At 50.2% G+C, this 24342-nt stretch carries 22 protein-coding genes; 18 read left to right on the top strand and 4 right to left on the bottom strand.

Features of this window, described 5'->3' with window-relative positions; all coding sequences use genetic code 11:
- Nucleotides 1–270 precede the first annotated feature (270 nt).
- From dnaK to ABOC97_RS09965, 3 genes are all read left to right on the top strand, one after another.
- Complete coding sequence (dnaK, locus tag ABOC97_RS09975; protein WP_234507349.1) at nt 271–2193, top strand: molecular chaperone DnaK; 1923 nt, start codon at nt 271–273, stop codon at nt 2191–2193.
- An 87-nt stretch (nt 2194–2280) separates the two neighbouring features.
- Nucleotides 2281–3417 (top strand): molecular chaperone DnaJ, encoded by a 1137-nt coding sequence (dnaJ, locus tag ABOC97_RS09970; RefSeq protein WP_234507346.1) that lies wholly within the window; start codon nt 2281–2283, stop codon nt 3415–3417.
- A 134-nt stretch (nt 3418–3551) separates the two neighbouring features.
- A complete protein-coding gene (locus ABOC97_RS09965; protein ID WP_349596941.1) occupies nt 3552–3890 on the top strand; it encodes a phage holin family protein in 339 nt (112 codons plus the stop codon).
- Between the two features lie 64 nt (nt 3891–3954).
- Here ABOC97_RS09965 and ABOC97_RS09960 read toward each other — a convergent pair whose 3' ends face one another.
- Nucleotides 3955–4404: a winged helix-turn-helix domain-containing protein gene (locus ABOC97_RS09960; RefSeq protein ID WP_349596938.1), complete on the bottom strand. Its 450-nt coding sequence runs from the start codon at nt 4402–4404 to the stop codon at nt 3955–3957.
- 911 nt (nt 4405–5315) lie between these two features.
- On the opposite strand from ABOC97_RS09960, the gene ABOC97_RS09955 reads away from it, so the two are divergent.
- The 6 genes from ABOC97_RS09955 to nhaR all read left to right on the top strand — a co-directional run bounded on the left by ABOC97_RS09955 (nt 5316) and on the right by nhaR (nt 13259).
- On the top strand, nt 5316–6083 hold the full coding sequence (locus tag ABOC97_RS09955; protein WP_349596935.1) for an outer membrane protein OmpK: 768 nt from the start codon (nt 5316–5318) through the stop codon (nt 6081–6083).
- A gap of 24 nt (nt 6084–6107) precedes the next feature.
- A complete protein-coding gene (locus ABOC97_RS09950; protein WP_349596932.1) occupies nt 6108–7601 on the top strand; it encodes a sulfatase family protein in 1494 nt (497 codons plus the stop codon).
- Nucleotides 7602–7892: 291 nt separating this feature from the next.
- Nucleotides 7893–9149, top strand: coding sequence for an IS1/IS1595 family N-terminal zinc-binding domain-containing protein (locus ABOC97_RS09945; RefSeq protein WP_349596929.1), 1257 nt, complete (start codon nt 7893–7895; stop codon nt 9147–9149).
- A 124-nt stretch (nt 9150–9273) separates the two neighbouring features.
- Nucleotides 9274–10989 (top strand): aryl-sulfate sulfotransferase, encoded by a 1716-nt coding sequence (locus ABOC97_RS09940; protein WP_349596926.1) that lies wholly within the window; start codon nt 9274–9276, stop codon nt 10987–10989.
- A gap of 151 nt (nt 10990–11140) precedes the next feature.
- On the top strand, nt 11141–12310 hold the full coding sequence (gene nhaA, locus ABOC97_RS09935) for a Na+/H+ antiporter NhaA (RefSeq protein ID WP_349596923.1): 1170 nt from the start codon (nt 11141–11143) through the stop codon (nt 12308–12310).
- A gap of 40 nt (nt 12311–12350) precedes the next feature.
- Entirely contained in the window at nt 12351–13259 is a 909-nt protein-coding gene (gene nhaR, locus ABOC97_RS09930) for a transcriptional activator NhaR (protein WP_234504790.1), read from the top strand.
- A gap of 197 nt (nt 13260–13456) precedes the next feature.
- Here nhaR and rpsT read toward each other — a convergent pair whose 3' ends face one another.
- Nucleotides 13457–13720 carry a 30S ribosomal protein S20 gene (gene rpsT, locus ABOC97_RS09925; RefSeq protein WP_003018940.1) on the bottom strand — a complete coding sequence of 88 codons (264 nt, stop codon included), beginning with the start codon at nt 13718–13720 and terminating at the stop codon, nt 13457–13459.
- Between the two features lie 151 nt (nt 13721–13871).
- Here rpsT and ABOC97_RS09920 point away from each other — a divergent pair, with 151 nt between their 5' ends.
- The 7 genes from ABOC97_RS09920 to rihC all read left to right on the top strand — a co-directional run bounded on the left by ABOC97_RS09920 (nt 13872) and on the right by rihC (nt 20921).
- Nucleotides 13872–14000, top strand: coding sequence for a hypothetical protein (locus ABOC97_RS09920; protein WP_234504789.1), 129 nt, complete (start codon nt 13872–13874; stop codon nt 13998–14000).
- Nucleotides 14001–14049: 49 nt separating this feature from the next.
- On the top strand, nt 14050–14988 hold the full coding sequence (ribF, locus tag ABOC97_RS09915; RefSeq protein ID WP_349596918.1) for a bifunctional riboflavin kinase/FAD synthetase: 939 nt from the start codon (nt 14050–14052) through the stop codon (nt 14986–14988).
- A 33-nt stretch (nt 14989–15021) separates the two neighbouring features.
- Nucleotides 15022–17871 carry an isoleucine--tRNA ligase gene (gene ileS / locus ABOC97_RS09910; protein WP_349596915.1) on the top strand — a complete coding sequence of 950 codons (2850 nt, stop codon included), beginning with the start codon at nt 15022–15024 and terminating at the stop codon, nt 17869–17871.
- Nucleotides 17871–18368: a signal peptidase II gene (lspA, locus tag ABOC97_RS09905; RefSeq protein ID WP_349596912.1), complete on the top strand. Its 498-nt coding sequence runs from the start codon at nt 17871–17873 to the stop codon at nt 18366–18368. The genes ileS and lspA overlap by 1 nt, the downstream gene beginning before the upstream one ends.
- 171 nt (nt 18369–18539) lie before the next feature.
- Entirely contained in the window at nt 18540–18989 is a 450-nt protein-coding gene (gene fkpB, locus ABOC97_RS09900; protein ID WP_234504784.1) for an FKBP-type peptidyl-prolyl cis-trans isomerase, read from the top strand.
- A 1-nt stretch (nt 18990) separates the two neighbouring features.
- The gene (ispH, locus tag ABOC97_RS09895) at nt 18991–19941 is read left to right on the top strand and encodes a 4-hydroxy-3-methylbut-2-enyl diphosphate reductase (RefSeq protein WP_349596907.1); all 951 of its coding nucleotides are present in this window, start codon (nt 18991–18993) and stop codon (nt 19939–19941) included.
- Between the two features lie 65 nt (nt 19942–20006).
- On the top strand, nt 20007–20921 hold the full coding sequence (rihC, locus tag ABOC97_RS09890; protein WP_349596904.1) for a ribonucleoside hydrolase RihC: 915 nt from the start codon (nt 20007–20009) through the stop codon (nt 20919–20921).
- Nucleotides 20922–20924: 3 nt separating this feature from the next.
- On the opposite strand, the gene ABOC97_RS09885 is transcribed toward rihC, so the two are convergent.
- Nucleotides 20925–21623: an SDR family NAD(P)-dependent oxidoreductase gene (locus ABOC97_RS09885; protein WP_349596901.1), complete on the bottom strand. Its 699-nt coding sequence runs from the start codon at nt 21621–21623 to the stop codon at nt 20925–20927.
- A 126-nt stretch (nt 21624–21749) separates the two neighbouring features.
- On the opposite strand from ABOC97_RS09885, the gene ABOC97_RS09880 reads away from it, so the two are divergent.
- The gene (locus ABOC97_RS09880; RefSeq protein ID WP_349596898.1) at nt 21750–22685 is read left to right on the top strand and encodes a LysR family transcriptional regulator; all 936 of its coding nucleotides are present in this window, start codon (nt 21750–21752) and stop codon (nt 22683–22685) included.
- Here ABOC97_RS09880 and ABOC97_RS09875 read toward each other — a convergent pair.
- Nucleotides 22649–23557 (bottom strand): LysR family transcriptional regulator, encoded by a 909-nt coding sequence (locus ABOC97_RS09875; RefSeq protein ID WP_349596895.1) that lies wholly within the window; start codon nt 23555–23557, stop codon nt 22649–22651. The two genes, ABOC97_RS09880 and ABOC97_RS09875, sit on opposite strands and share 37 nt — an antisense overlap.
- A 92-nt stretch (nt 23558–23649) precedes the next feature.
- Here ABOC97_RS09875 and ABOC97_RS09870 point away from each other — a divergent pair, with 92 nt between their 5' ends.
- On the top strand, nt 23650–24282 hold the full coding sequence (locus ABOC97_RS09870; RefSeq protein WP_349596892.1) for an alanyl-tRNA editing protein: 633 nt from the start codon (nt 23650–23652) through the stop codon (nt 24280–24282).
- The last annotated feature ends 60 nt before the right edge of the window (nt 24283–24342 follow it).

Below are 24342 nucleotides of genomic sequence, written 5' to 3'. Positions count from 1 at the left end.
GACTTTGTGTGACAGTAATTTATTGAATGTATTTTGTTTTTTATATAATTGGCGTGAATAAAACGGGCGAGGGAAATTAAATTAAAAGCGCACTGAATGAAAAAATTTTTAGCCTGCCCCCTTGATGGATGACGTTGAGCCCCCATCTTGTACTCAACCGCAGTGAATGAGTCTGAAAAAAAACGATTCAGGGCAGTTGAAACCGTAGGTTTCGCCCTTATTACAGACTCACAACCACATGTTGAATGAATTTTTAGTGGAGACGTTTAGATGGGTAAAATTATTGGTATCGATCTGGGTACTACCAACTCTTGTGTAGCGATTATGGATGGCACTACTGCACGCGTGCTAGAGAACGCCGAAGGCGATCGCACCACGCCTTCTATTATTGCATATACCCAGGATGGTGAAACTCTGGTTGGTCAGCCGGCTAAACGTCAGGCAGTGACAAACCCGCAAAATACTCTGTTTGCGATTAAACGCCTGATTGGTCGCCGCTTCCAGGACGAAGAAGTACAGCGTGATGAAGCCATCATGCCGTACAAAATCATCGGTGCTGACAACGGTGATGCATGGATCGATGTGAAGGGTCAGAAAATGGCGCCTCCACAGATCTCTGCCGAAGTGCTGAAAAAAATGAAGAAAACGGCTGAAGATTACCTGGGCGAACCGGTAACTGAAGCGGTTATCACCGTACCTGCTTACTTCAACGATGCTCAGCGTCAGGCAACTAAAGATGCCGGTCGTATCGCAGGTCTGGAAGTAAAACGTATCATCAACGAACCAACCGCCGCTGCACTGGCATACGGTCTGGATAAAGAAGTCGGCAACCGTACTATCGCGGTTTATGACCTCGGTGGTGGTACTTTCGATATCTCCGTTATCGAAATCGACGAAGTTGACGGCGAAAAAACCTTCGAAGTACTGGCTACCAACGGTGATACTCACCTGGGTGGTGAAGACTTCGATAGCCGTATGATCAACTACCTCGTTGATGAGTTTAAGAAAGACCAGGGCATCGACCTGCGTAACGATCCGCTGGCGATGCAGCGTCTGAAAGAAGCAGCAGAAAAAGCGAAAATCGAGCTGTCTTCTGCTCAGCAGACCGACGTTAACCTGCCGTACATCACTGCAGATGCGTCTGGTCCTAAACACATGAACATCAAAGTGACTCGTGCGAAACTGGAAAGCTTGGTAGAAGACCTGGTTAACCGTTCTATCGAGCCGCTGAAAGTTGCACTGCAGGACGCTGGCCTGTCTGTATCCGATATCCAGGACGTTATCCTGGTGGGTGGTCAGACTCGTATGCCAATGGTTCAGAAGAAAGTTGCTGAGTTCTTCGGTAAAGAGCCACGTAAAGACGTTAACCCGGACGAAGCCGTTGCTATCGGTGCTGCAGTCCAGGGTGGTGTATTGACGGGTGAAGTGAAAGACGTATTGCTGCTGGACGTTACCCCACTGTCTCTGGGTATCGAAACCATGGGCGGCGTGATGACTGCACTCATCAACAAAAACACCACTATTCCGACCAAACACAGCCAGGTGTTCTCTACCGCTGAAGACAACCAGTCTGCGGTAACCATCCATGTGCTGCAGGGTGAGCGTAAACGTGCTTCCGATAACAAAGATCTCGGCCAGTTCAACCTGGACGGTATCAGCCCAGCACCGCGCGGCATGCCGCAGATCGAAGTGACCTTCGATATCGATGCTGATGGTATCCTGCACGTGTCTGCGAAAGACAAAAACAGCGGTAAAGAGCAGAAGATCACCATCAAGGCTTCTTCTGGTCTGAACGAAGACGAAATTCAGAAAATGGTTCGCGAAGCCGAAGCTAACGCCGAAGCTGACCGTAAGTTTGAAGAGCTGGTTCAGACCCGCAACCAGGGCGACCATCTGCTGCACAGCACCCGTAAGCAGGTTGAAGAAGCAGGCGAACAGCTGCCAGCTGAAGACAAAACTGCTATCGAGTCCGCACTGACTGCGCTGGAAGCGTCTCTGAAAGGCGAAGACAAAGCTGACATCGAAGCGAAAATGCAGGCGCTGGCACAGGTTTCCCAGAAACTGATGGAAATCGCTCAGCAGCAGCACGCACAGCAGCAGGCTGGTGCAGCAGGCGCTGACGCTTCCGCGAACAATGCTAAAGACGACGACGTTGTTGACGCTGAGTTCGAAGAAGTGAAAGACAAAAAATAATCGCCCTGATGCAGGGTAGTTAATTGGCACGGGCGTAGGAGATCTCTCCACGCCCGTGCTCGTATGTTAAGGGGCTCGAAAACAACAATGGCAAAGCAAGATTATTACGAGATTTTGGGCGTTTCCAAAACAGCGGAAGAGCGTGAAATCAAAAAGGCGTACAAACGCCTGGCCATGAAATTCCACCCGGACCGCAACCAGGGGGATAAAGAGGCCGAAGCCAAGTTTAAAGAGATCAAAGAAGCGTATGAGATCCTGACCGATGCGCAGAAGCGTGCGGCCTACGATCAGTACGGTCATGCAGCCTTTGAACAGGGCGGCATGGGTGGCGGCGGCGGTGGTTACGGCGGCGGCGCAGACTTTGGTGATATCTTTGGTGACGTATTCGGTGACATCTTCGGCGGTGGCCGTGGTCGCCAGCGTGCATCCCGTGGCGCCGATCTGCGCTACAACATGGATCTGACGCTGGAAGAAGCGGTTCGTGGTGTGACCAAAGAGATCCGCATTCCAACGCTGGAAGAGTGTGACGTTTGCCACGGCAGCGGTGCGAAAGCGGGTTCACAGCCGCAGACCTGTCCAACCTGTCACGGTGCAGGACAGGTGCAGATGCGCCAGGGCTTCTTCGCCGTACAGCAGACCTGTCCACACTGTCAGGGCCGCGGTACGCTGATTAAAGATCCGTGCAACAAATGCCACGGTCATGGTCGCGTAGAGAAAACCAAAACGCTGTCGGTGAAGATTCCGGCAGGCGTAGACACCGGCGATCGTATTCGTCTTTCTGGTGAAGGTGAAGCGGGTGAACACGGTGCACCAGCGGGCGATCTGTACGTTCAGGTGCAGGTGAAACAGCATGCTATCTTCGAGCGTGAAGGTAACAACCTGTACTGTGAAGTGCCGATTAACTTCACCATGGCGGCACTGGGCGGCGAGATTGAAGTTCCGACGCTCGATGGTCGCGTGAAGCTGAAAATCCCGGGCGAAACGCAAACCGGCAAACTGTTCCGTATGCGTGGCAAGGGCGTGAAATCTGTCCGCGGTGGTGCGCAGGGCGACCTGCTGTGCCGTGTGGTTGTTGAAACGCCGGTGAGTCTGAACGAGAAGCAGAAACAGTTGCTTAAAGATCTGCAGGACAGCTTCGGCGGCCCAACCGGTGAAAACAACAGTCCGCGCTCCAAAAGCTTCTTTGACGGCGTGAAAAAGTTCTTTGACGATTTAACTCGTTAATCACTTCAGTCATATCATATAAAAGCCCGGGGTTGCGAAGCTCTGGGCTTTTTATTATGTATTTATATTATTCTTTGATGGGTTCTTTAGCATAAACTTTTACCCTTGCAATTATATCTTTTGTAGAGGGTTGAATGTTAATTCCTAATCATATATCTAATAGTAAGGTTATTTTACTCGAACTGGATGTCTTACTTACAATCATCACAGTTGGAGCATGGGGAGGCATAGTTAGCTATCTTTTAAGGAAAAGTAGACGTAAATACACCAAGTTTAATACACGTCTAAAATATTGTTTAACTCAAATAATAATATCTTGCTTTACCAGTTTTCTTTTAAGCACAGTTGCGATTGAGAAGGCGTTTAGTTTTAATATGGTTCTATTAGTTGCTGGTTTAGGGGGAGTGTTTTCAGGTCCGGTTTTGCGATTTTTTAACGATTGGATCAAAAAATACTTTGACAATGAACGCTAGAATTAATACAGGAATCGTTTTTTTATTCAGGCTCATCCATGAGCCTGTTGTTGATATAAAGAGGTTAGAGCGGATATTTTAAAAGTAAAACACAAATTGTTATAGCCAACAGCAAAAACATAATATGGAGATTTTTAGCATGGTTGTTCATTAGTTTGTTTTCTTTTTTTTGGGATGTACTAATGGTGTCAATGAAGATGTTATTATTAATAATTACTCCTTCTCTCGGAAGGGTGGTAAAAAAATCCTCCAGCCCTATCTTACGTAAATCTCGACGCAGTAGGTAAAACAACTGCGTTAAGTTTGCATCACTAATGTATTGTCCACGTACGCCCCATATCGCCCCCATCATCGTCTGCCTTGTCACTGTGTTTTTTTGAGCATTATCAATAAGAAAACTTAGGCATCTGGCACGTAGAATCGTTATTCTTATAATCTCGTTACTGTGTAGAGACTGTATCTCACGTAGAGACTCATCGTATATAAATTGATTGTTTATTTTATATTTTTTCACAAAAAACTCCATTAGGTCATCGGTAAGGCATCGCAGATGTGTCCTGTTACTTTCAGGATGCTCTCTGGCACGGAAATTGGTAATAAAATAAACTGTATTTTTTAAATATAATAATCATCGATAATTATATTTAATAAAAATTATATGTTTTATGTGAAAGAGTTTCTTAAATCGTCGTTACAATAAGATGTAACTATGATTGAAATATCTCATTAATTTATACATGGCATTGGTGTTATTTCTTTGCCAGGCACAAACAAAATCATAAGGCGTAGTTATTACCTATATCTATAGCGTTATCTTTAAGATTGAAGATATTATTCATGAGGGAATGCTTTGTTCAAGTATAGATAGTGATTTTGTATAAAGTAAAGGCATAATATTGTTTTTTATCAATAATGTTAGATTATAATCCAATGTGCGCTTTGTAATTTGTTTTATGTTTCTTATTTAATTGATATCATATTAGGTTATGTTTATGAAAGTTATTTCAAAGATAAAATTTGAATACATTTTGCAATGGAAATTCGGCTGGGTTTGATAAGCCGAATTACGCTTGCTATATGTTTTTATGATATGATTGTTCTGACTTATTATTAAACTTAACTCAGAAGGAAGTGCTGGAATCTTGATGGTTTTTTACAACGCCATCTATACGTCTAAACATTTTAGTTCAACCTATTATGGGATGTGTTTAAAATAACGCATAATATGATGAACTATATTTTTATCTTTCGTACATAAAAACAATGTTTTTATAGCGTCGAAACAACATATTGTGACACACTGTCGATGGCGCTAACTTTCAATCTAGTTATGCGATTCATATCACTATTCTGTCTATATATTTAATTGAAAATAATTCCCTCGTAATAAATTTTTATTAAATTATAACAATAGGGAAAGTTTAGATGCCTAGGAGAATTAATACACTATTAAGTTGTGCTTTACTTGCCGTATTGGGTGGGATTTGCCTTCCAGCACAGGCATCGTTGGACTATAAATATTCTTTTGGATCAATTAACGCGGGCTATGCCGATTGGAATAGCGGATTTGTCGATGTTGAACGCGGTGAAGTCTGGAAAGTGACAGCCGATTTTGGTGTTAATTTTAGAGAGGCTGAATTTTATTCTTTTTATGAAAGCAATGTCCTAAATCATTCGGTAGCCGGGCGTAACCATACAGTTTCAGCGATGACTCATGTTCGCCTTTTTGATTCAAATTATACATTTTTTGGTAAATTATATGGACAATGGGATAACTCGTGGTCGGATGATCTTGATATGTTCTATGGTATGGGATATCTCGGCTGGGATGGCAAGTGGGGCTTTTTTAAACCTTATATTGGATTACACAACCAATCGGGCGATTATGTTTCAAAAAAATATGGCCAAACAAATGGCTGGAATGGGTATGTAATCGGTTGGACTGCTGCATATAACTTTTCGCTATTTGGCGAGAGATTTGTTCTTTCTGACTGGAATGAAATAGAGTTTGATAGGAATGATGCTTATGCCGAACAACAATCTGGACATAATGGATTGAATGGCGGGCTCACATTAGCCTGGAAGTTTTATCCACGCTGGAAAGCAACTATCACCTATCGCTATTTCGATAATAAGCTTGGTTATGATGGGTATGGTGATCAGATGATTTATATGTTGGGTTACGAATTTTAATGTATATTTTAAAAAGGATTTATTATGAAAAGAACATTAGTAGCCAGTATGATCGGATTGGCCCTGTGTACAGGAGGAATAACGGGTATTGCTCATGCAGCTGATATTAACCATCCAAACCTGGTTATCATATTAGCTGATGATTTAGGATATGGCGACCTTGCGACCTATGGTCATCAGATTGTAAAAACTCCCAATATTGACAGACTGGCTGAAGAGGGCGTTAAGTTTACTGATTATTATGCGCCAGCACCTTTGTGTTCTCCCTCCCGCGCAGGATTATTAACCGGGCGAATGCCATTCCGCACCGGCGTTCGTTCCTGGATCCCTGAAGGTAAAGACGTTGCATTGGGCCGCAATGAACTGACGATTGCGAACTTGCTTAAGCAGCAGGGATATGACACGGCGATGATGGGGAAATTGCACCTTAATGCGGGCGGTGACCGTACCGATCAGCCACAGGCAAAAGACATGGGGTTTGACTACAGCCTGATTAACCCTGCTGGATTTGTCACGGACTCTACGTTAGATAACGCCAAAGAACGCCCTCGCTATGGGATGGTTCACCCGACTGGCTGGATACGTAATGGGGAGCATATTGGTCGCGCAGATACAATGAGCGGTGAGTTTGTTAGTTCAGAAGCTGTTACCTGGCTGGATAATAAGAAGGATGATAAGCCATTTTTCTTATATGTCGCTTTCACCGAAGTCCATACTCCACTGGCATCTCCTAAAAAATACCTTGATATGTACTCGCAGTACATGAGTGCCTATGAGAAGCAGCATCCCGATCTCTTCTATGGCGACTGGGCTGATAAACCGTGGCGAGGGGCCGGTGAGTATTATGCCAACATCAGCTATATGGATGAGCAGGTCGGTAAAGTAATGGATAAAATTAAATCAATGGGGCAGGAAGATAATACGATTGTCATCTTTACCAGTGACAACGGGCCGGTGACTCGCGAAGCGCGAAAAATATATGAGTTGAATATGGCGGGTGAGACCGACGGTTTACGTGGGCGCAAAGATAACCTTTGGGAAGGTGGTATTCGTGTACCAGCCATTATTAAGTATGGGAATCATCTTCCACAGGGAATGGTCACGGATACTCCAGTTTACGGTCTCGACTGGATGCCGACACTTGCGAAAATGATGGGCTTCAAATTACCAACCGATCGTGCTTACGATGGTCAGTCGCTGCTGCCACTGCTCGAGAAGAAAGAGCTTAAACGTGAGAAACCATTGATCTTTGGTATTGATATGCCATTCCAGGATGATCCGACGGATGAGTGGGCGATCCGAGATGGTGACTGGAAGATGATTATCGATCGGCAGAATAAACCGAAGTATCTTTATAATTTGAAAAATGATCGTTCCGAAGTTGTGAATCAAATTGGAAAACAGCCTGAGATTGAAAAGCAACTTTATGATAAATTCCTGAAATATCAGAATGAAATAAATAGTGATTCACTAATGAAAGCCCGTGGTGATAAACCAACACCAGTGACTTGGGGCTGATCAACGAATAATAAAAAAATGTTATGCCATTTCGGGCTTTGCCCACCTGACTCGATGATTATGCACCGGGTCAGGTTCTTTTATTCTGGTGATGATAAAGTTAATCGAGGGGAACAGCTAATCATTAACCTAAACGTGGTTATATTTAATATTGACTGTGAAAATATCTGTCGGGTTATCATACCTTATATTAATCCATTGATGAAATAAAATTTAAGATACGGTTTAGGTTAACTTTTCATCAGTGAAATGCTTTGTGATGTTTGACTCAGTAAAGCTCTGGAGAGGTCAATGTTTACGAATATTAATGTTGATTACTGTAAAACTCTCGGATGTAAAAATATGGGGATACTCAATAGCCCTGATTATGTTCTGCAAGGAGAGTCTATTCTTTGTCAGGAATGTGGTTTTCAGTTTCCTGTCATCTCAGCAACGGCGCTGAACCTTTATCGACATGCGACTAATCAGGTCTGGAAAGGTGTGATAAAACTGTGTCCGAGTTGTGGTAGCAACCAATTAAAAAAGCATGGATTTTCATCGCAGGGTGGTCAACGAATGTATTGTTGCCATTGCTCTAAAACGTTTATCCTTGCCGCAAGTGCTAATAATGATAATCGCCGCGATGCGCTCGCCACGTTGATTCAGGAAGGTGCCTCAATCAGCGAGCTACGTTCTATATTGAGATTAGACAGTACCGGGCTTAACCGGGAACTTTTTAAGTTATCTCGCTGTGTCAATCAGGCTGAATGTCATTGGGATTTTCCATCATTTGATATTGTGCTTAGTACCAGAGCTTTTCGCGTTAAGTACAATAAAGGTGACTGCTATCTTTATGTACTAGTGACCGCAGAAGAGCTGAATGGGCGAGTTGTCGCAATATCTTCAAACTACTCTGCCAGACCGGTAGAAGAAAGTTTTCAGTATCACTCAAAATATGAAGAACGCATGCCGCAGGATACCCTGACGCATATGGTTCAGCGCAAAGAAGCCATGACAATGCGGCGCCCGGTTTTGTTTGATGTAGATTATGGACCTGCACTTTTATATAAAAATGATCCGGGGATGATTGTGAAACCAGTTTTAACGGCATATCGACATTTCGAGTTAGTTCATATGCTAACAGACGAGCGGTCGCTACATGCGCAACATTTTCTCGAACACGAGTGTTTTATCCTGGGAGGATGTATGGCGGCAAACTTGCTGCATATTCGCCAAGGGCGCTGCCATATATCTTTCGTTCGAGAGAGAGGCCACGTCCCTCCACACAGAAGAATGCCCCCTCGTTTATTTACTGGCGGGGGCATTCGGAATAATATTTGGCGTACGTTTTCAACGCGTGACTATGCGATAGCGGTATGTAACCTTACAGAGGATAATAAATCATCGAGAACTCTGGGGGATGCGACGCTAATCAGTGCAACAAAATTTGTTGATTATGTCTATAAACATCCTTTTTTTACGCATCTAGGTCATCTGTCCCCTGAGAATGTAACTTCAGCATTGAATTATATTAAATATGAGTACAATCAACGGTGTGATATATTTTAGGTTTTTTATTTGTATGTGATTGATATGTTTTAGTCTGTTTTTATTATCACGAAAAGGTTTCTTCATTGTATTAATTATGTCGTTCCCAACAAGGGGCAATCATTTAATTCAATGGAGATATATAATGAATAGTTTAGAACAACGGGGTATTACACTGCCAACCCCACGTCCAGCGATTAACCAGGGTGTCGATAATAATAATGCCATGGTCATGAGTCATACTAATATTTATCAGGATTACTTATCGCAAGTTATGCGAGAGAATACGTTAGAGAATGTGCTGATCATTCCTGATCCGTTTGGTACGGCACCCTTAAGTGCCTGGATAGGTGTCTGGAGTCTTGAAGTTCGCGATATCACTTTGCATATTCAGGATGTGGCGAAAAGTGCGAGTCTTATTGAGCAGACTATTACACTGGAGGTAGGAGCGAACCTTGTACCCGTACTTGGTTTGGTACCTGCAACAGATAATCGGGTTGCTATTTTGATTGATGATCTGGAGGTGGCTAATTATCTACTAACCACACAGCCACTTCCTGCAACCGATTCGGCCGAAGTGCAGTTGGGATTCCCAATTATCAATGTCACTCAACCGGTCACGAACACTGTAAGCCTGGCGCCTGGGTTCTATTTCATCACTCATTTTGATCGCTATAATTACGCGCTCGATCAAAATGGGATTGTCCGCTGGTATGTTACGCAAGATTTCCCTTCATTTAACTTTGTCCGTATTGCAAATGGCCATTTCCTTGCGACATCAGAAGCGAAAGCTACCTATCTGAATATGTATGAGTTTGACATGATGGGGCAGTTGCATCGCTTCTATGTTCTGGATAACCAATTCCATCATTCAATATGGCAGTGGGATGCAAACACGGTTATTGCCCCTTCTGAGTATACTTCTGGTAGACCCGACGCGCTTAAAAGCAACGAGGATGGTGTTTCGGTGGTTGACCTGACGACAGGCCTGGAAATTGCTTATTACGATATGGCATTGATTTTGGATCCATCGCGAACACCTCGTCCGACCGGCACAGCACCCGGTGAAGATCCCACTGTGTCAGATTGGCTTCATATCAACCAAAGCTACGTAAATACGACGAATAACTTGCTGATTTCTTCGGGGCGTCATCAAAGCGCTGTGTTTGGTGTTTCTCTTGAGAATGAGTCACTGCAATTTATTATGTCGACCCATGAAGATTGGGCTGAGCAGTACCAGCCTTATTTACTGACGCCTGTAGATAACGATGGCATGCCGCTTTATGACTTTAGTCGCCCGGCGGATATTCAGGCTGCGAACCGTGATTTCTGGACGTGGGGGCAGCATAACGTTGTCGAAATTGCTAATGATGACCCAGGTATCGTGGAGTTTATGGTATTTGATAATGGTAATTTCCGTTCGCGAAATGATGAAAACAGCCTACTTCCTCCAGATAATTACAGCCGAGTGGTCCATTTTGTTATCGATCTGAACGCCATGACCGTCAAACGCCCATTTGAGTATGGTAAAGAACTCGGATCCCGTGGTTACAGTAGCTGCGTAAGTGCTAAAGAGATCCAGTCGAATGGTAATATTGTCGTTCATTTTGGCGATTGTACATTTGATGAAAATGGTCGGGCTATTTCGTGTCAGCCGGGGGATAGCGACGTTATTGACCCGCAGGAGGGAACGGAGGCAATGGGTAACTTGCTCCTACAGGAGATTGATGCTGAGACAAAATCGGTGCTTTTTGAGGCGACCATGACATCTGGGTATTACAAAAATGCAGACGTGAATGGGGATGGCTATCGCTATGACATTACCAGTTTCCGTGTTTATAAGATGGGGCTGTATGACTGATTAAGGTCTCCTGTCTTGAAGCCCGATATTTTATCGGGCTTTTTTGTTCGGTAAAACCGAGCAGTTTGTCATGTATAATCTAATTTTAACGATGTGTTTAGCGATGTAAGATAGTTATCACGAAGTATTTACTTGATAGAGAGTATGAAAAGTGAAACATATTCAGCGCTTTTTTAACAACGATGCCTCCGGCGGCATTCTTCTGATTATTGCCGCGGTATTAGCGATGTTGATGGCTAATATGGGCGCAACCAGCGGTCTGTATCATGCTTTCCTGGAAATGCCTGTGCAGTTGCGGGTTGGCGCTCTGGAAATCAATAAAAACATGCTGCTGTGGATCAACGACGCGTTGATGGCGGTCTTTTTCCTGCTGATTGGCCTTGAGGTCAAACGCGAGCTGATGCAAGGCTCGCTGGCGACGAGTCGCCAGGCAATATTCCCGGTGATCGCCGCGCTGGGCGGCATGGTCGTTCCGGCACTGGTTTACCTGGCTTTTAACGCTCAGGACCCTATCGCCAGCAGCGGCTGGGCGATTCCGGCTGCCACCGATATTGCCTTCGCATTAGGCGTACTGGCGCTGCTCGGCAGCAGGGTACCGGCCTCGCTGAAGATCTTCCTGATGGCATTGGCGATCATCGACGATCTGGGGGCGATTGTCATTATCGCTCTGTTCTATACCAACGATCTGTCGTTACTGTCGCTGGGCGTCGCCGCGGCCGCTATTGTGGTGCTGGCAGCTCTGAATCTCAGCGGAGTTCGCCGCACGGGGATCTATATTCTGGTTGGCATGATACTGTGGACAGCGGTACTGAAATCCGGCGTACATGCGACATTGGCCGGTGTGATTGTTGGCTTCTTTATTCCTCTGCGCGAGCAGGATGGGAAATCACCGGTGAAGCAGCTTGAGCACGTACTGCATCCGTGGGTGGCCTTTATGATCCTGCCGCTGTTTGCCTTTGCGAATGCCGGGGTTTCGCTGGAGGGCGTCACTTTCAGCGGCCTGACGTCAATGCTGCCATTGGGCATTATCGCGGGCCTGTTTATCGGTAAGCCGCTGGGAATCAGCCTGTTCTGCTGGCTGGCATTGAAGCTGAAGCTGGCCAAACTGCCGGAAGGCGCGAACTTCTCGCAGATTATGGCGGTCGGCCTGCTGTGCGGCATTGGCTTTACCATGTCTATCTTTATCGCCAGCCTGGCCTTTGGCAGTGTCGATCCGTCGCTGATTAACTGGGCGAAGCTGGGAATTCTGGTCGGCTCCGTGCTGTCGGCAGTGGTGGGATATAGCTTGTTGCGCGCGTATTTAAAGCCGCAAACGGCGTAAGTATCGAAAATGATAATTAAAGGAGAGGGGAGCACAGGGCATGTCGCACATTAATTACAACCATCTGTACTACTTTTGGCATGTCTACAAGGAAGGTTCGGTCGTGGGGGCGGCGGAGGCGCTGTACCTCACGCCTCAGACTATTACCGGGCAGATCAAGGCGCTGGAAGAGCGTCTGCAGGGCAAGCTGTTTAAACGTAAAGGGCGCGGGATTGAGCCGAGTGAACTGGGCGAGTTGGTGTTCCGCTATGCGGATAAGATGTTCACCTTAAGCCAGGAAATGCTGGATATCGTTAACTATCGCAAAGAGTCCAACCTGCTGTTTGACGTCGGCGTGGCCGATGCGCTGTCAAAACGGCTGGTGAGCGGCGTGCTGGATGCTGCGGTGGTGGAGGATGAGCAAATTCATCTGCGCTGCTTCGAATCCACGCACGAGATGCTGTTGGAGCAGTTGAGCCAGCATAAGCTGGATATGATTATCTCCGACTGCCCAATCGACTCCACGCAGCAGGAAGGGCTGTTCTCGGTGAAGATTGGTGAGTGCAGCGTCAGCTTCTGGTGTATGAATCCGCCACCGGAAAAACCCTTCCCGGCCTGTCTGGAAGAGCGCCGCCTGCTGGTACCCGGCCGCCGTTCCATGCTGGGACGTAAACTACTGAACTGGTTTAACGTCCAGGGGCTGAAGGTGGAGATTCTTGGCGAGTTTGACGACGCCGCGTTGATGAAGGCGTTTGGGGCTGCGCATAACGCTATTTTCGTCGCACCGACGCTGTACGCGCATGATTTTTATGCGGATAACAGCATCGTGGAAATCGGTCGTATGGACAGCGTCATGGAGGAGTATCACGCGATATTTGCCGAACGCATGATTCAGCACCCGGCGGTACAGCGTATCTGCCATCGCGATTATTCTGCGCTTTTTGCCGAGCCGGAAAAGGTGACTCGCTGAGAGGCGAAAGCGGTAAATCTGCCTGATAGACGCTGTGTGAGCAGCGAGTCCGGAGCTCATCACTCGATGATTGCTCCGGTTTATCGGGCCTGCATTTTGTCCTTCCCCTGCGTCAATCAGGTCAAACATCCCAAATTACAGACGTAAAAAAACCCGCATAAAGCGGGTTTTTTTCAAAGCTGATAACAAGCGGGCGATTAAGCCAGTTTGTTGATCTGTGCAGTCAGGTTTGCTTTATGACGTGCAGCTTTGTTTTTGTGGATCAGACCTTTAGCAGCCTGACGGTCCACGATTGGTTGCATTTCGTTAAATGCTTTCAGTGCAGTAGCTTTGTCGCCAGCTTCGATAGCTGCGTATACTTTCTTGATGAAAGTACGCATCATAGAGCGACGGCTAGCGTTGTGCTTGCGGGCCTTTTCAGACTGAACGGCGCGCTTCTTAGCTGATTTGATATTAGCCAAGGTCCAACTCCCAAATGTGTTCTATATGGACAATTCAAAGGCCGAGGAGAATGCCCGTTTAGCCTTCTTTTGTCAATGGATTTGTGCAAATAAGCGCCGCTAAAATGACAACGCTGCATTACGTAGTGATGGCGCAGGATTCTACCAGCTTGTGGGCAACGAATACAGTCTTTCTGGCACAAAAATCACCCGGCCCGGCTATATTTTCTTGCCATTCCGACGGATGCCGATGAAATCATTCCCTCTTTCGGCAACGAGGTGCAATAGCGGGTTAACGTGAGCAGCTGTACAAGGTATACTCTGACGATTTTCACTCTTTTGAGCCAGACATGAAGCTGATACGCGGCATACATAATCTCAGTCAGGCACCACATGGGTGCGTACTGACCATTGGTAATTTCGACGGTGTGCATCGTGGGCATCAGGCGCTACTGCAGGGCTTACGTGCTGAAGGCAGGGCGCGAGGTTTGCCCGTGGTGGTGATGATTTTTGAACCGCAGCCGCTGGAACTTTTCGCCGCTGATAAAGCCCCGGCGCGCCTGACGCGTCTGCGCGAAAAGCTGCGCTATCTGGCTGAAAGTGGAGTGGACTACGTCGTTTGCTTACGCTTTGACCGACGCTTTGCCGCGCTGACCGCCCAGGCTTTTATTAGCGACCTGCTGGTGAAACGTCTTGGCGTCCAGTTCCTTGCAGTAGGGGATGATTTCCGTTTTGGCGCTGGTCGTCAGGGCGATTTCTTGTTATTACAGAAGGCGGGTTCGGAGTTTGGCTTCGACATCACCAGTACGCAAACCTTCTGTCACGGCGGTGTGCGTATTAGTAGTACTGCGGTGCGTCAGGCGCTGGCCGAGGATAACCTTGAGCAAGCCGAAAACCTGCTGGGCCATCCGTTTATTATCTCCGGTCGCGTCGTGCACGGCGATGAGCTGGGCCGCACTATTGGCTTCCCGACGGCAAACCTGCCGCTGCGTCGTCAGGTCTCCCCGGTAAAAGGGGTGTATGCGGTAGAAGTGATGGGGCTGGGTGATAAGCCTCTGCCGGGCGTGGCCAATATTGGCACACGCCCAACGGTTGCTGGCGTTCGCCAGCAGCTGGAAGTGCATTTGCTGGACGTTGTAATGGACCTTTATGGTCTCCACATAGATGTAGTGCTGCGTAAGAAAATACGCAATGAGCAGCGATTTGCGTCGCTGGATGAACTAAAGGCGCAGATTGCGCGTGATGAATTAACGGCCCGCGAGTTTTTTGGGCTATCAAACCCGGCTTAAATGCCTACGTAAAAATACGGAACCGAGAATCTGATGAGTGACTATAAATCAACCCTGAATTTGCCGGAAACAGGGTTCCCGATGCGCGGCGATCTCGCCAAGCGTGAACCGGGAATGCTGGCGCGTTGGACCGAAGATGACCTGTACGGCATCATTCGTAACGCGAAAAAGGGCAAAAAAACCTTCATTCTGCATGATGGCCCTCCATATGCGAATGGCAGCATTCATATTGGTCACTCTGTAAACAAGATTCTCAAAGACATTATTATTAAGTCCAAAGGACTGACCGGCTACGACTCGCCTTACGTTCCAGGCTGGGACTGTCATGGTCTGCCGATTGAACTCAAGGTTGAACAAGAATTCGGTAAGCCGGGTGAGAAGTTCACGGCGGCGGAATTCCGCGCGAAATGCCGCGAATACGCAGCAGGCCAGGTTGATGGTCAGCGTAACGACTTTATCCGTCTGGGCGTGCTGGGCGACTGGCAGCACCCGTACCTGACAATGGACTTCAAAACTGAAGCCAACATCATTCGTGCGCTCGGTAAAATCATTCACAACGGTCACATGTTGAAAGGTGCTAAGCCTGTTCACTGGTGCGTTGACTGCCGTTCTGCGCTGGCAGAAGCGGAAGTGGAGTATTACGACAAAACTTCCCCATCTATCGATGTGGCATTCCACGCCGTTGATGCGGACGCGGTAAAAGCGAAATTTGGTGCCAGCAACGTCAATGGCCCTGTTTCCCTGGTTATCTGGACGACCACCCCGTGGACGCTACCTGCGAACCGCGCGATCTCTATCTCTTCTGAGTTTGAATACGCGCTGGTGCAGATTGACGGTCAGGCCGTCATCGTGGCGAAAGATCTGCTCGATGGCGTCATGGCGCGTATCGGCGCGACCGATTACACCGTGCTGGGCACCGTTAAAGGTGCTGATCTTGAACTGATGCGCTTTACCCATCCGTTCATGGGCTTCGACGTGCCAGCGATTCTGGGCGATCACGTGACCCTGGATGCTGGTACCGGTGCGGTACACACCGCGGGTGGCCACGGTCCTGATGACTATGTTATCAGCCAGAAATACGGTCTGGAGATTGCTAACCCGGTTGGCCCAGACGGCGCTTACCTGGCAGGCACCTACCCAGAATTAGACGGTGTTAACGTCTTCAAAGCCAACGATAAAATCGTTGCGCTGTTGACCGAAAAAGGCGCGCTGCTGCACGTTGAGAAAATGCTGCACAGCTATCCGTGCTGCTGGCGTCACAAAACGCCAATCATCTTCCGTGCGACGCCGCAGTGGTTTATCAGCATGGATCAGAAAGGCCTGCGTATTCAGTCGCTCAAAGAGATCGACCGTATCGAGCAGGATGGTCTGACGAAAGAAAATCTGAGCGGCTGGATCCCTGCATGGGGTAAAGCGCGTATCGAATCGATGGTCGCCAACCGTCCTGACTGGTGTATCTCCCGTCAGCGTACCTGGGGCGTGCCGATGTCGCTGTTCGTGCATAAAGACACCGAAGAGCTGCACCCGCGTACCACCGAGCTGATTGAAGAAGTCGCTAAATACGTTGAGAAAGACGGTATTCAGGCGTGGTGGGATCTCGACCCGCGTGAAATTCTCGGCGACGACGCTGATAACTACGTGAAAGTGCCGGATACCCTGGATGTGTGGTTTGACTCCGGTTCTACCAGCTATTCCGTGGTTGATGCGCGTCCAGAATTTGGCGGCCACACCCCGGATATGTATCTGGAAGGTTCTGACCAGCACCGCGGCTGGTTCATGTCCTCCCTGATGATTTCCACGGCGATGAAAGGCAAAGCGCCTTACCGTCAGGTACTGACCCACGGTTTCACCGTTGATGGTCAGGGCCGTAAGATGTCCAAATCTATCGGTAACACCGTTTCTCCGCAGGACGTGATGAACAAACTGGGTGCGGATATCCTGCGCCTGTGGGTGGCATCCACCGACTACACCGGCGAAATGGCCGTTTCTGATGAAATCCTCAAACGTGCTGCCGACAGCTATCGTCGTATCCGTAACACCGCGCGCTTCCTGCTGGCGAACCTTAACGGTTTCGATCCGGTAAAAGACATGGTGAAACCGGAAGAGATGGTTGTTCTGGATCGCTGGGCGGTTGGCTGCGCGAAAGAAGCGCAGGAAGACATCCTGAAAGCGTACGAATCCTATGATTTCCACGAAGTGGTACAGCGTCTGATGCGCTTCTGCTCCGTTGAAATGGGTTCGTTCTATCTCGACATCATCAAAGACCGTCAGTACACCGCGAAAGCGGACAGCGTGGCGCGTCGTAGCTGCCAGACTGCGCTGTATCACATCGCAGAAGCGCTGGTTCGCTGGATGGCACCGATCATGTCCTTCACCGCGGATGAAATCTGGGGCTATCTGCCGGGTTCTCGCGAGAAATACGTCTTTACCGGCGAATGGTACGAAGGTCTGTTTGGTCTGGACGAAAGCGAAGCGATGAATGACGGCTTCTGGGACGTTCTGCTGCAGGTTCGTGGCGAAGTGAACAAGGTTATCGAGCAGGCGCGTGCTGACAAGAAAGTTGGTGGCTCGCTGGAAGCGGCGGTGACTCTGTACGCCGAACCAGAGCTGGCGGCGAAACTGACCGCGCTGGGTGACGAACTGCGATTTGTCCTGTTGACCTCCGGTGCGAAAGTTGCGGATTATGCGCAGGCGACTGCGGATGCCCAGCAGAGCGAACTGCTGAAAGGCCTGAAAGTGGCGCTGAATAAAGCCGAAGGTGAGAAGTGCCCGCGCTGCTGGCATTACACCCAGGACGTTGGCAAGGTGGCGGAACACGAAGAAATCTGTGGCCGCTGTGTAAGCAACATCGCCGGTGATGGCGAAAAACGTAAGTTTGCCTGATGAGTCAATCTGTCTGTTCAACAGGGCTGCGCTGGCTATGGCTGGTGGTGGTCGTGCTGATTATCGACCTGGGCAGTAAATACCTGATCCTCCAGAACTTTGCTCTGGGGGATACGGTGTCGCTGTTCCCGTCGCTTAATCTGCATTATGCGCGTAACTATGGCGCCGCATTCAGCTTCCTGGCTGACAGCGGCGGCTGGCAACGCTGGTTCTTCGCCGGAATTGCGGTGGGGATCTGCGTTATCCTGGCGGTGCTGATGTACCGCTCCAAAGCGACGCAGAAACTCAATAACATCGCCTATGCGCTGATTATTGGCGGCGCGCTGGGTAACCTGTTCGACCGTCTGTGGCATGGTTTCGTCGTCGACATGATCGATTTCTACGTCGGTGATTGGCACTTTGCCACCTTCAACCTGGCCGATACCGCCATTTGCATCGGTGCGGCGCTGGTTGTGCTGGAAGGATTCTTACCTTCTAAAGAGAAAAAAGCCGCATAAAAAATGCCGGATGGCGCTCGCGCTATCCGGCTTACAGTATAAGGCAATCCTTGTAGGCCCGATAAGCGTAGCGCCACCGGGCAAACAGGCGAAGAGAAAGCACAAAATACGGTGCCATACTGATAACAATAATCGTCATTCCAATGTCGTAAGATAAAAGGCTGTCCCTGCATGTCTAAAACGATTCAAAGCAATAGTGCGGTGCTAGTGCACTTCACGCTGAAACTGGACGATGGCTCTACCGCCGAGTCAACCCGTAGCAACGGCAAACCGGCGCTGTTTCGTCTGGGTGATGCTACGCTGTCTGAAGGGCTGGAACAGCACCTTCTCGGCCTAAAAGCCGGAGACAAAAAAGCGTTCTCGCTGGAGCCGGATGCGGCGTTTGGTATTTCAACGCCTGACCTTATCCAGTATTTTTCCCGCCGCGAATTTATGGATGCGGGCGAGCCAACCATCGGCGCGATCATGCTGTTCACCGCAATGGATGGCAGCGAAATGCCGGGCGTAGTGCGCGAGATTAACGGTGATTCGATCACGGTTGATTTCAACCACCCGCTGGCCGGTCATACTGTTCACTTTGATATTGAAGTACTGGAAGTCGATCCGGTACTGGAGGCGTAAAATGCAGATCCTGTTGGCCAACCCACGCGGCTTTTGTGCAGGCGTTGACCGCGCTATCAGCATTGTTGAAAATGCGCTCGCCATTTATGGCGCGCCAATCTACGTGCGCCACGAAGTGGTACATAACCGCTACGTGGTGGACAGCCTGCGCGAACGCGGGGCTATCTTTATCGAGCAGATTAGCGAAGTGCCGGATGGTGCGATCCTGATCTTCTCCGCTCATGGCGTTTCTCAGGCCGTGCGTAATGAAGCCAAAGGCCGTGATTTAACGGTGTTTGATGCGACCTGCCCGCTAGTGACTAAAGTGCATATGGAAGTTGCTCGTGCCAGTCGTCGCGGCGAAGAGTCGATTCTTATCGGCCACGCCGGACATCCGGAAGTGGAAGGCACCATGGGTCAGTACAGCAACCCTAAAGGGGGCATGTATCTGGTCGAATCGCCGGAAGACGTGCTGTCGCTGGCGGTGAAGGATGAAAATAAACTGTCGTTTATGACCCAGACTACGCTCTCGGTGGACGATACTTCCGATGTCATTGATGCACTGCGCCAGCGTTTCCCAAAAATCGTCGGCCCGCGCAAAGATGATATTTGCTACGCTACCACCAACCGACAGGAAGCTGTGCGCTCGCTTGCCCTACAGGCGGATGTAGTGCTGGTAGTTGGTTCGAAAAACTCCTCCAACTCGAATCGTCTGGCCGAACTGGCGCAGCGGATGGGTAAAGCCGCCTATCTGATTGACGACGCAACGGATATTCAGGAAGCCTGGGTAAAAGATGCCACCTGTGTCGGCGTAACCGCCGGAGCTTCGGCGCCGGATATTCTGGTGCAAAACGTGATTGCTCGTCTGCAGTCGCTGGGCGGTGGTGAAGCCATCACCCTCGAAGGCCGTGAAGAGAATATCGTTTTTGAAGTTCCACGCGAGCTGCGTATGGATGTTCGTGAAGTCGAATAAATTAAATCTCCCGCAGATGTGAAAAAATGCCAGGCTTAACGTCTGGCATTTTTTATGGAGAAATCATGCGCCTGCCAATATTTCTAGACACCGATCCCGGTATTGATGACGCCGCCGCTATTGCCGCCGCGATTTTTGCTCCCGAGCTGGATCTGCAGTTAATGACCACCGTCGCCGGTAATGTCTCCGTCGAAAAAACCACGCGTAATGCGCTACAGCTGCTGCACTTCTGGGATGCCGATATTCCGCTGGCGCAGGGCGCGGCGGCACCGCTTGTTCGTCCGCTACGCGACGCCGCCTCCGTGCACGGTGAATCCGGTATGGAAGGCTACGACTTTGTTGAACATAACCGACAGCCGCTAGCAAAGCCGGCGTTTCAGGCGATCCGCGATGCGCTGATGCTGGCACCGGAGCCGGTTACGCTGGTGGCGATTGGCCCGCTAACCAACATTGCTCTGCTGCTGACGCAATATCCTGAATGCCGCTTTAACATCCGCCGCCTGGTGATTATGGGCGGCTCCGCCGGGCGCGGTAACTTTACGCCAAACGCGGAGTTCAATATCGCTATCGACCCGGAAGCCGCCGCGCTGGTGTTCCGCAGCGGGCTGGATATTGTGATGTGCGGGCTGGATGTGACCAATCAGGCGATGCTGGCGCCGGATTATCTCGCTTCCCTTCCTGCGCTCAACAAAACCGGCAATATGCTGCACGCGCTGTTTAGCCACTATCGCAGCGGCAGCATGCAAAGCGGCTTGCGGATGCACGACCTGTGCGCCATTGCATGGCTGGTACGCCCTGAGCTGTTTACGCTGCAATCGTGTTTTGTCGCCGTGGAAACCCAGGGGCAATATACCGCAGGCACTACCGTTGTGGATATCGAAGGACGGCTCGGCCACCCCGCGAATGCACAAGTGGCGCTGGGGCTAGATGTTGCTGGCTTCCAGCAGTGGGTAGCTGAGGTGCTGTCACGCGCGGTGTGATCATTACCAGGGAACCGTATTACCGCGAAAGTCGAGATATTCAAGCCCTGGACGCTGCTGTTTTTCCAGCAGTACGTCGACCAACAGTGGGATGGTTTCCTCAATGGTGTAGGGCGCATCAGGGCCGCCCAGCGCCGTTTTTATCCAGCCTGGTGCCATCGTTACCATCGGTCGTGCCTTCATAGCTGGACGCGCCGCCAGGCTGCGCATAAACATATTCAGCGCCGCTTTGCTTCCCCGGTAAAGTTCGCGCTGCCCGCTTTCGTTGTTAGTGATACTCCCCTGTCCTGAAGACATGACGCCAATCAATCCGCCGGCGGCGATCCGTGGCGCGAATTGCTCGATGACCCGCATCGGCGACAGCGCGTTGGTCAGCATGATCTGCATGAACTCGTCGGTGGTGATTTCGCCAATGGTCTGCGACGGGTCGCGGTTGGTGGTTCCGGCATTCACAAACAGCATATCAATCGCCTGGCCGCTGAGCCGTTGGCGTAGCGCACTGATTTGCGCCGGTTCGCAGATATCCAGTTGCTCAATACGTATCTGCTGCGGGTATACGCGCGTCAGCGCATGCAGCGGCGTGTGTTGCGTGATATCGCGGACGGTGCCGATCACCTGCCAGCCGTGGTGAACAAAGGTTTCCGCCATGGCGTGGCCGAGGCCGCGTGATGCGCCAATCAAAAGTAGAGTTTTGCTGTGCATAAGATTTTCTCCCGTTCGCGAATGCCGCGTGATGTCGAAAATATAGAAGCAAACATTAGATGGCGGAAGACGCAACATTTACAGTAATAACCTGCACCAGACGCCTTATCTGATTCGGAGCCAACGATGAACGAACCTGATTTCAATTTGCTGCTGGCGCTGGATGCGCTATTGAGCGAAGCCAGCGTCGCCGGCGCTGCCCGCCGTTTGGGATTGAGCGCTTCGGCGATGAGCCGGACCTTAACCCGGCTGCGTACCGCCACAGGCGATCCATTGCTGGTACGTGCGGGCAGGCGGATGGTGTTAACGCCGCACGCGCAGGCCATCCAGCAACGTGCGAATAGCGCCACGATGGAGGCGCGTTCGGTTCTGACCCCCGCCGTATCAGCGTTGACGTTACCTGCATTGGAGAGAACATTTACGCTGCGTACTAACGAAGGGTTTATCGAAACCTTCGGGCCACGTTTGATTAGCGCGGTGGCGGCTGTTGCACCGGGCGTGTGTCTCTGTTTTGTCCCGAAAGCCGAAAAAGATGCCGCGCCGCTGCGCGAAGGGCGGGTCGATCTGGAGATTGGCGTCCTTAGTGGGATGGGGCCGGAGATCCGCCTGCAGGCGCTTTTCCGCGACCGTTTTGTCGGTGTGGTGCGGCAGGGACATCCGCTGTTGCAAACGGAGGAAGTGAGTGCGGATCGCTACGCGGCCTATGGGCATGTGGTGTCATCGCGCCAGGGTAAAGCCCAGGGGCCGGTAGATAGCGCGTTGGCTGAGCATGGCTTGCAGCGCAAAATTGCCGCTATCGTGCCGGGATATTCGGCGGCAATGTCGGTCGTTCAACACTCCGACCTCATTGCTCAGGTTCCCGCTTCCTGGTTTGCTAGCCAGCAGATGCGTTTTGGTGAAGGGTTATTTCAGGGGTTTGCGCTACCGGTGGACACGCCGCCGATTACCGTCTCGCAGATGTGGCATCCCCGAATGGAAGTTGACCCGGCGCATCGCTGGCTGCGACAGCAGGTGCTGAGCGTCTGTCAGACACCGGAGCCTGAGAGTTTCTCACTGAGATAATCAATCATTGCCCGCATTCTGGCAGGCATGTGCTTGTCGCGCGTCCACAGCAGCCACAGGTCACCGCTGTAGTCGCTGATAAACTCCCACTCGGGCAGCACCAGCACAATCTCGCCGCTTGCCAGCGCTTCGCGCGCGGTAAATAGCGGCAAACTGCCAATCCCCAGATGATGCTTCACCGCATCCAGCCGCACGCCGGTATGGTTGGCGGCATAGCGCCCGCGCGTTTGCAGGGTTTCGACCTTATCGCCACGACGAAACTTCCAGCGCGAGTCGGCGGGCGTTTCGCCAAGGCTGATGCAGCTGTGGTCGCGCAGCGCCTGTGGATTTTCCGGGGTGCCGTGACGGCGTAAATATTCCGGGGTAGCGCAGATAACGTGGCTGACCGGCATCAGCGGCTTGCCGTAGAGGCCGGGCGAGGGTGATTGGCTGATGCGCAGCGCTAGATCGACGCCATCGTCAATTAAGTCCATGTAGCGGTCTTCCAGCCTTAGGCAGACATCCACCTCGGGGAAACGTGCGAAAAACTCCGCCATCAGAGGGTGAACCACAAAGCGCCCAACGGCTTTAGGTACGCTGACGGTCAGCTTCCCCTGCGCGACGCTTTTGTGGCTGCTGCCGGAATCGAAAGCCATTTGTGCCGCACTCAGCATCTCCTGGGCGTGTTCATACACCATTTTACCGGTGGCGGTCAGCGCCAGCTTACGCGTGGTGCGGTGCAGTAGTTTGCTGCCTAGCGCCTGTTCAAGGCGCGAAACGCTACGACTTATGGCCGAAGGCGTCGCCCCCGTGATTTTTGCGGCCGCAGAAAAACTGCCCTGGTCGATAATCAACACAAAGGTCGCAAGGTCGGGGAGTAGATTAGGGTTCATTTGTGCGTTCCAGGCAAAGATGCATTGAGCGTAAGCGGGATTATCGGCGCAGTTAAAGTGAATATACTCTGCTCATCAAGAGGAGAACAACCATGACTGAACGCCTTTATTACACCAGCGATGCCACTATGGGGCAGGCTAACGTTACGACCTGCATAGCTGAGCCAGATGGACGCTATGCCATTACATTAGACCGTACGCTATTTCACCCGCAGGGCGGCGGGCAGCCTTCGGACGGCGGCTGGATTGGCGATGTCGCGGTGCAAAGCGTGATCTCTCGTGGTGATGACGTAGTACATATCGTCGAGCAGGCATTACCGCTGGGGGAAACCCTGCTGCGCATTGATGCTGCTGCCCGTCAGTATCATGCGCGATTACATTCTGCCGGACATTTGATTGGTATGGCGGGCGAGCAGTGCGGCTGGCGGCCGGTTAAAGCACATCACTGGCCGGGGGAAGGGCGTATTACCTTTGCGGCGGGTGAATCGGCGGTGCTGCCAGAAGCGGAGGCCTTACTGGCGATTATTAGCGCCTGGCAGGTAGAAGCTCTTCCGCGTCGAATGGCTTTCGAAGGCGGTCTGCGGCTGGTGGCGTTTGGTGAGCTGCCGGCCTATCCCTGCGGTGGGACACACGTCGCCTGTTTATCTGAGATTGGCGACGTGACGATAACCCAGTTGAAGCTCAAGAAGGGAGAAATGATCGTTCGCTATTCGTTGCTGCCCTGAAATCCTTATCTGCAATAGGGCTACGTTGATTGGCTGGCAGCCTGAGCTTTTCTGGTTGTT

The sequence above is a fragment of the Kluyvera huaxiensis genome (assembly GCF_040149365.1).
Lineage (GTDB): Bacteria > Pseudomonadota > Gammaproteobacteria > Enterobacterales > Enterobacteriaceae > Kluyvera > Kluyvera intermedia_A.
The sequence above is the reverse complement of the archived record's forward strand: the minus strand, read 5'-3'. Positions and strand labels throughout refer to the sequence as shown.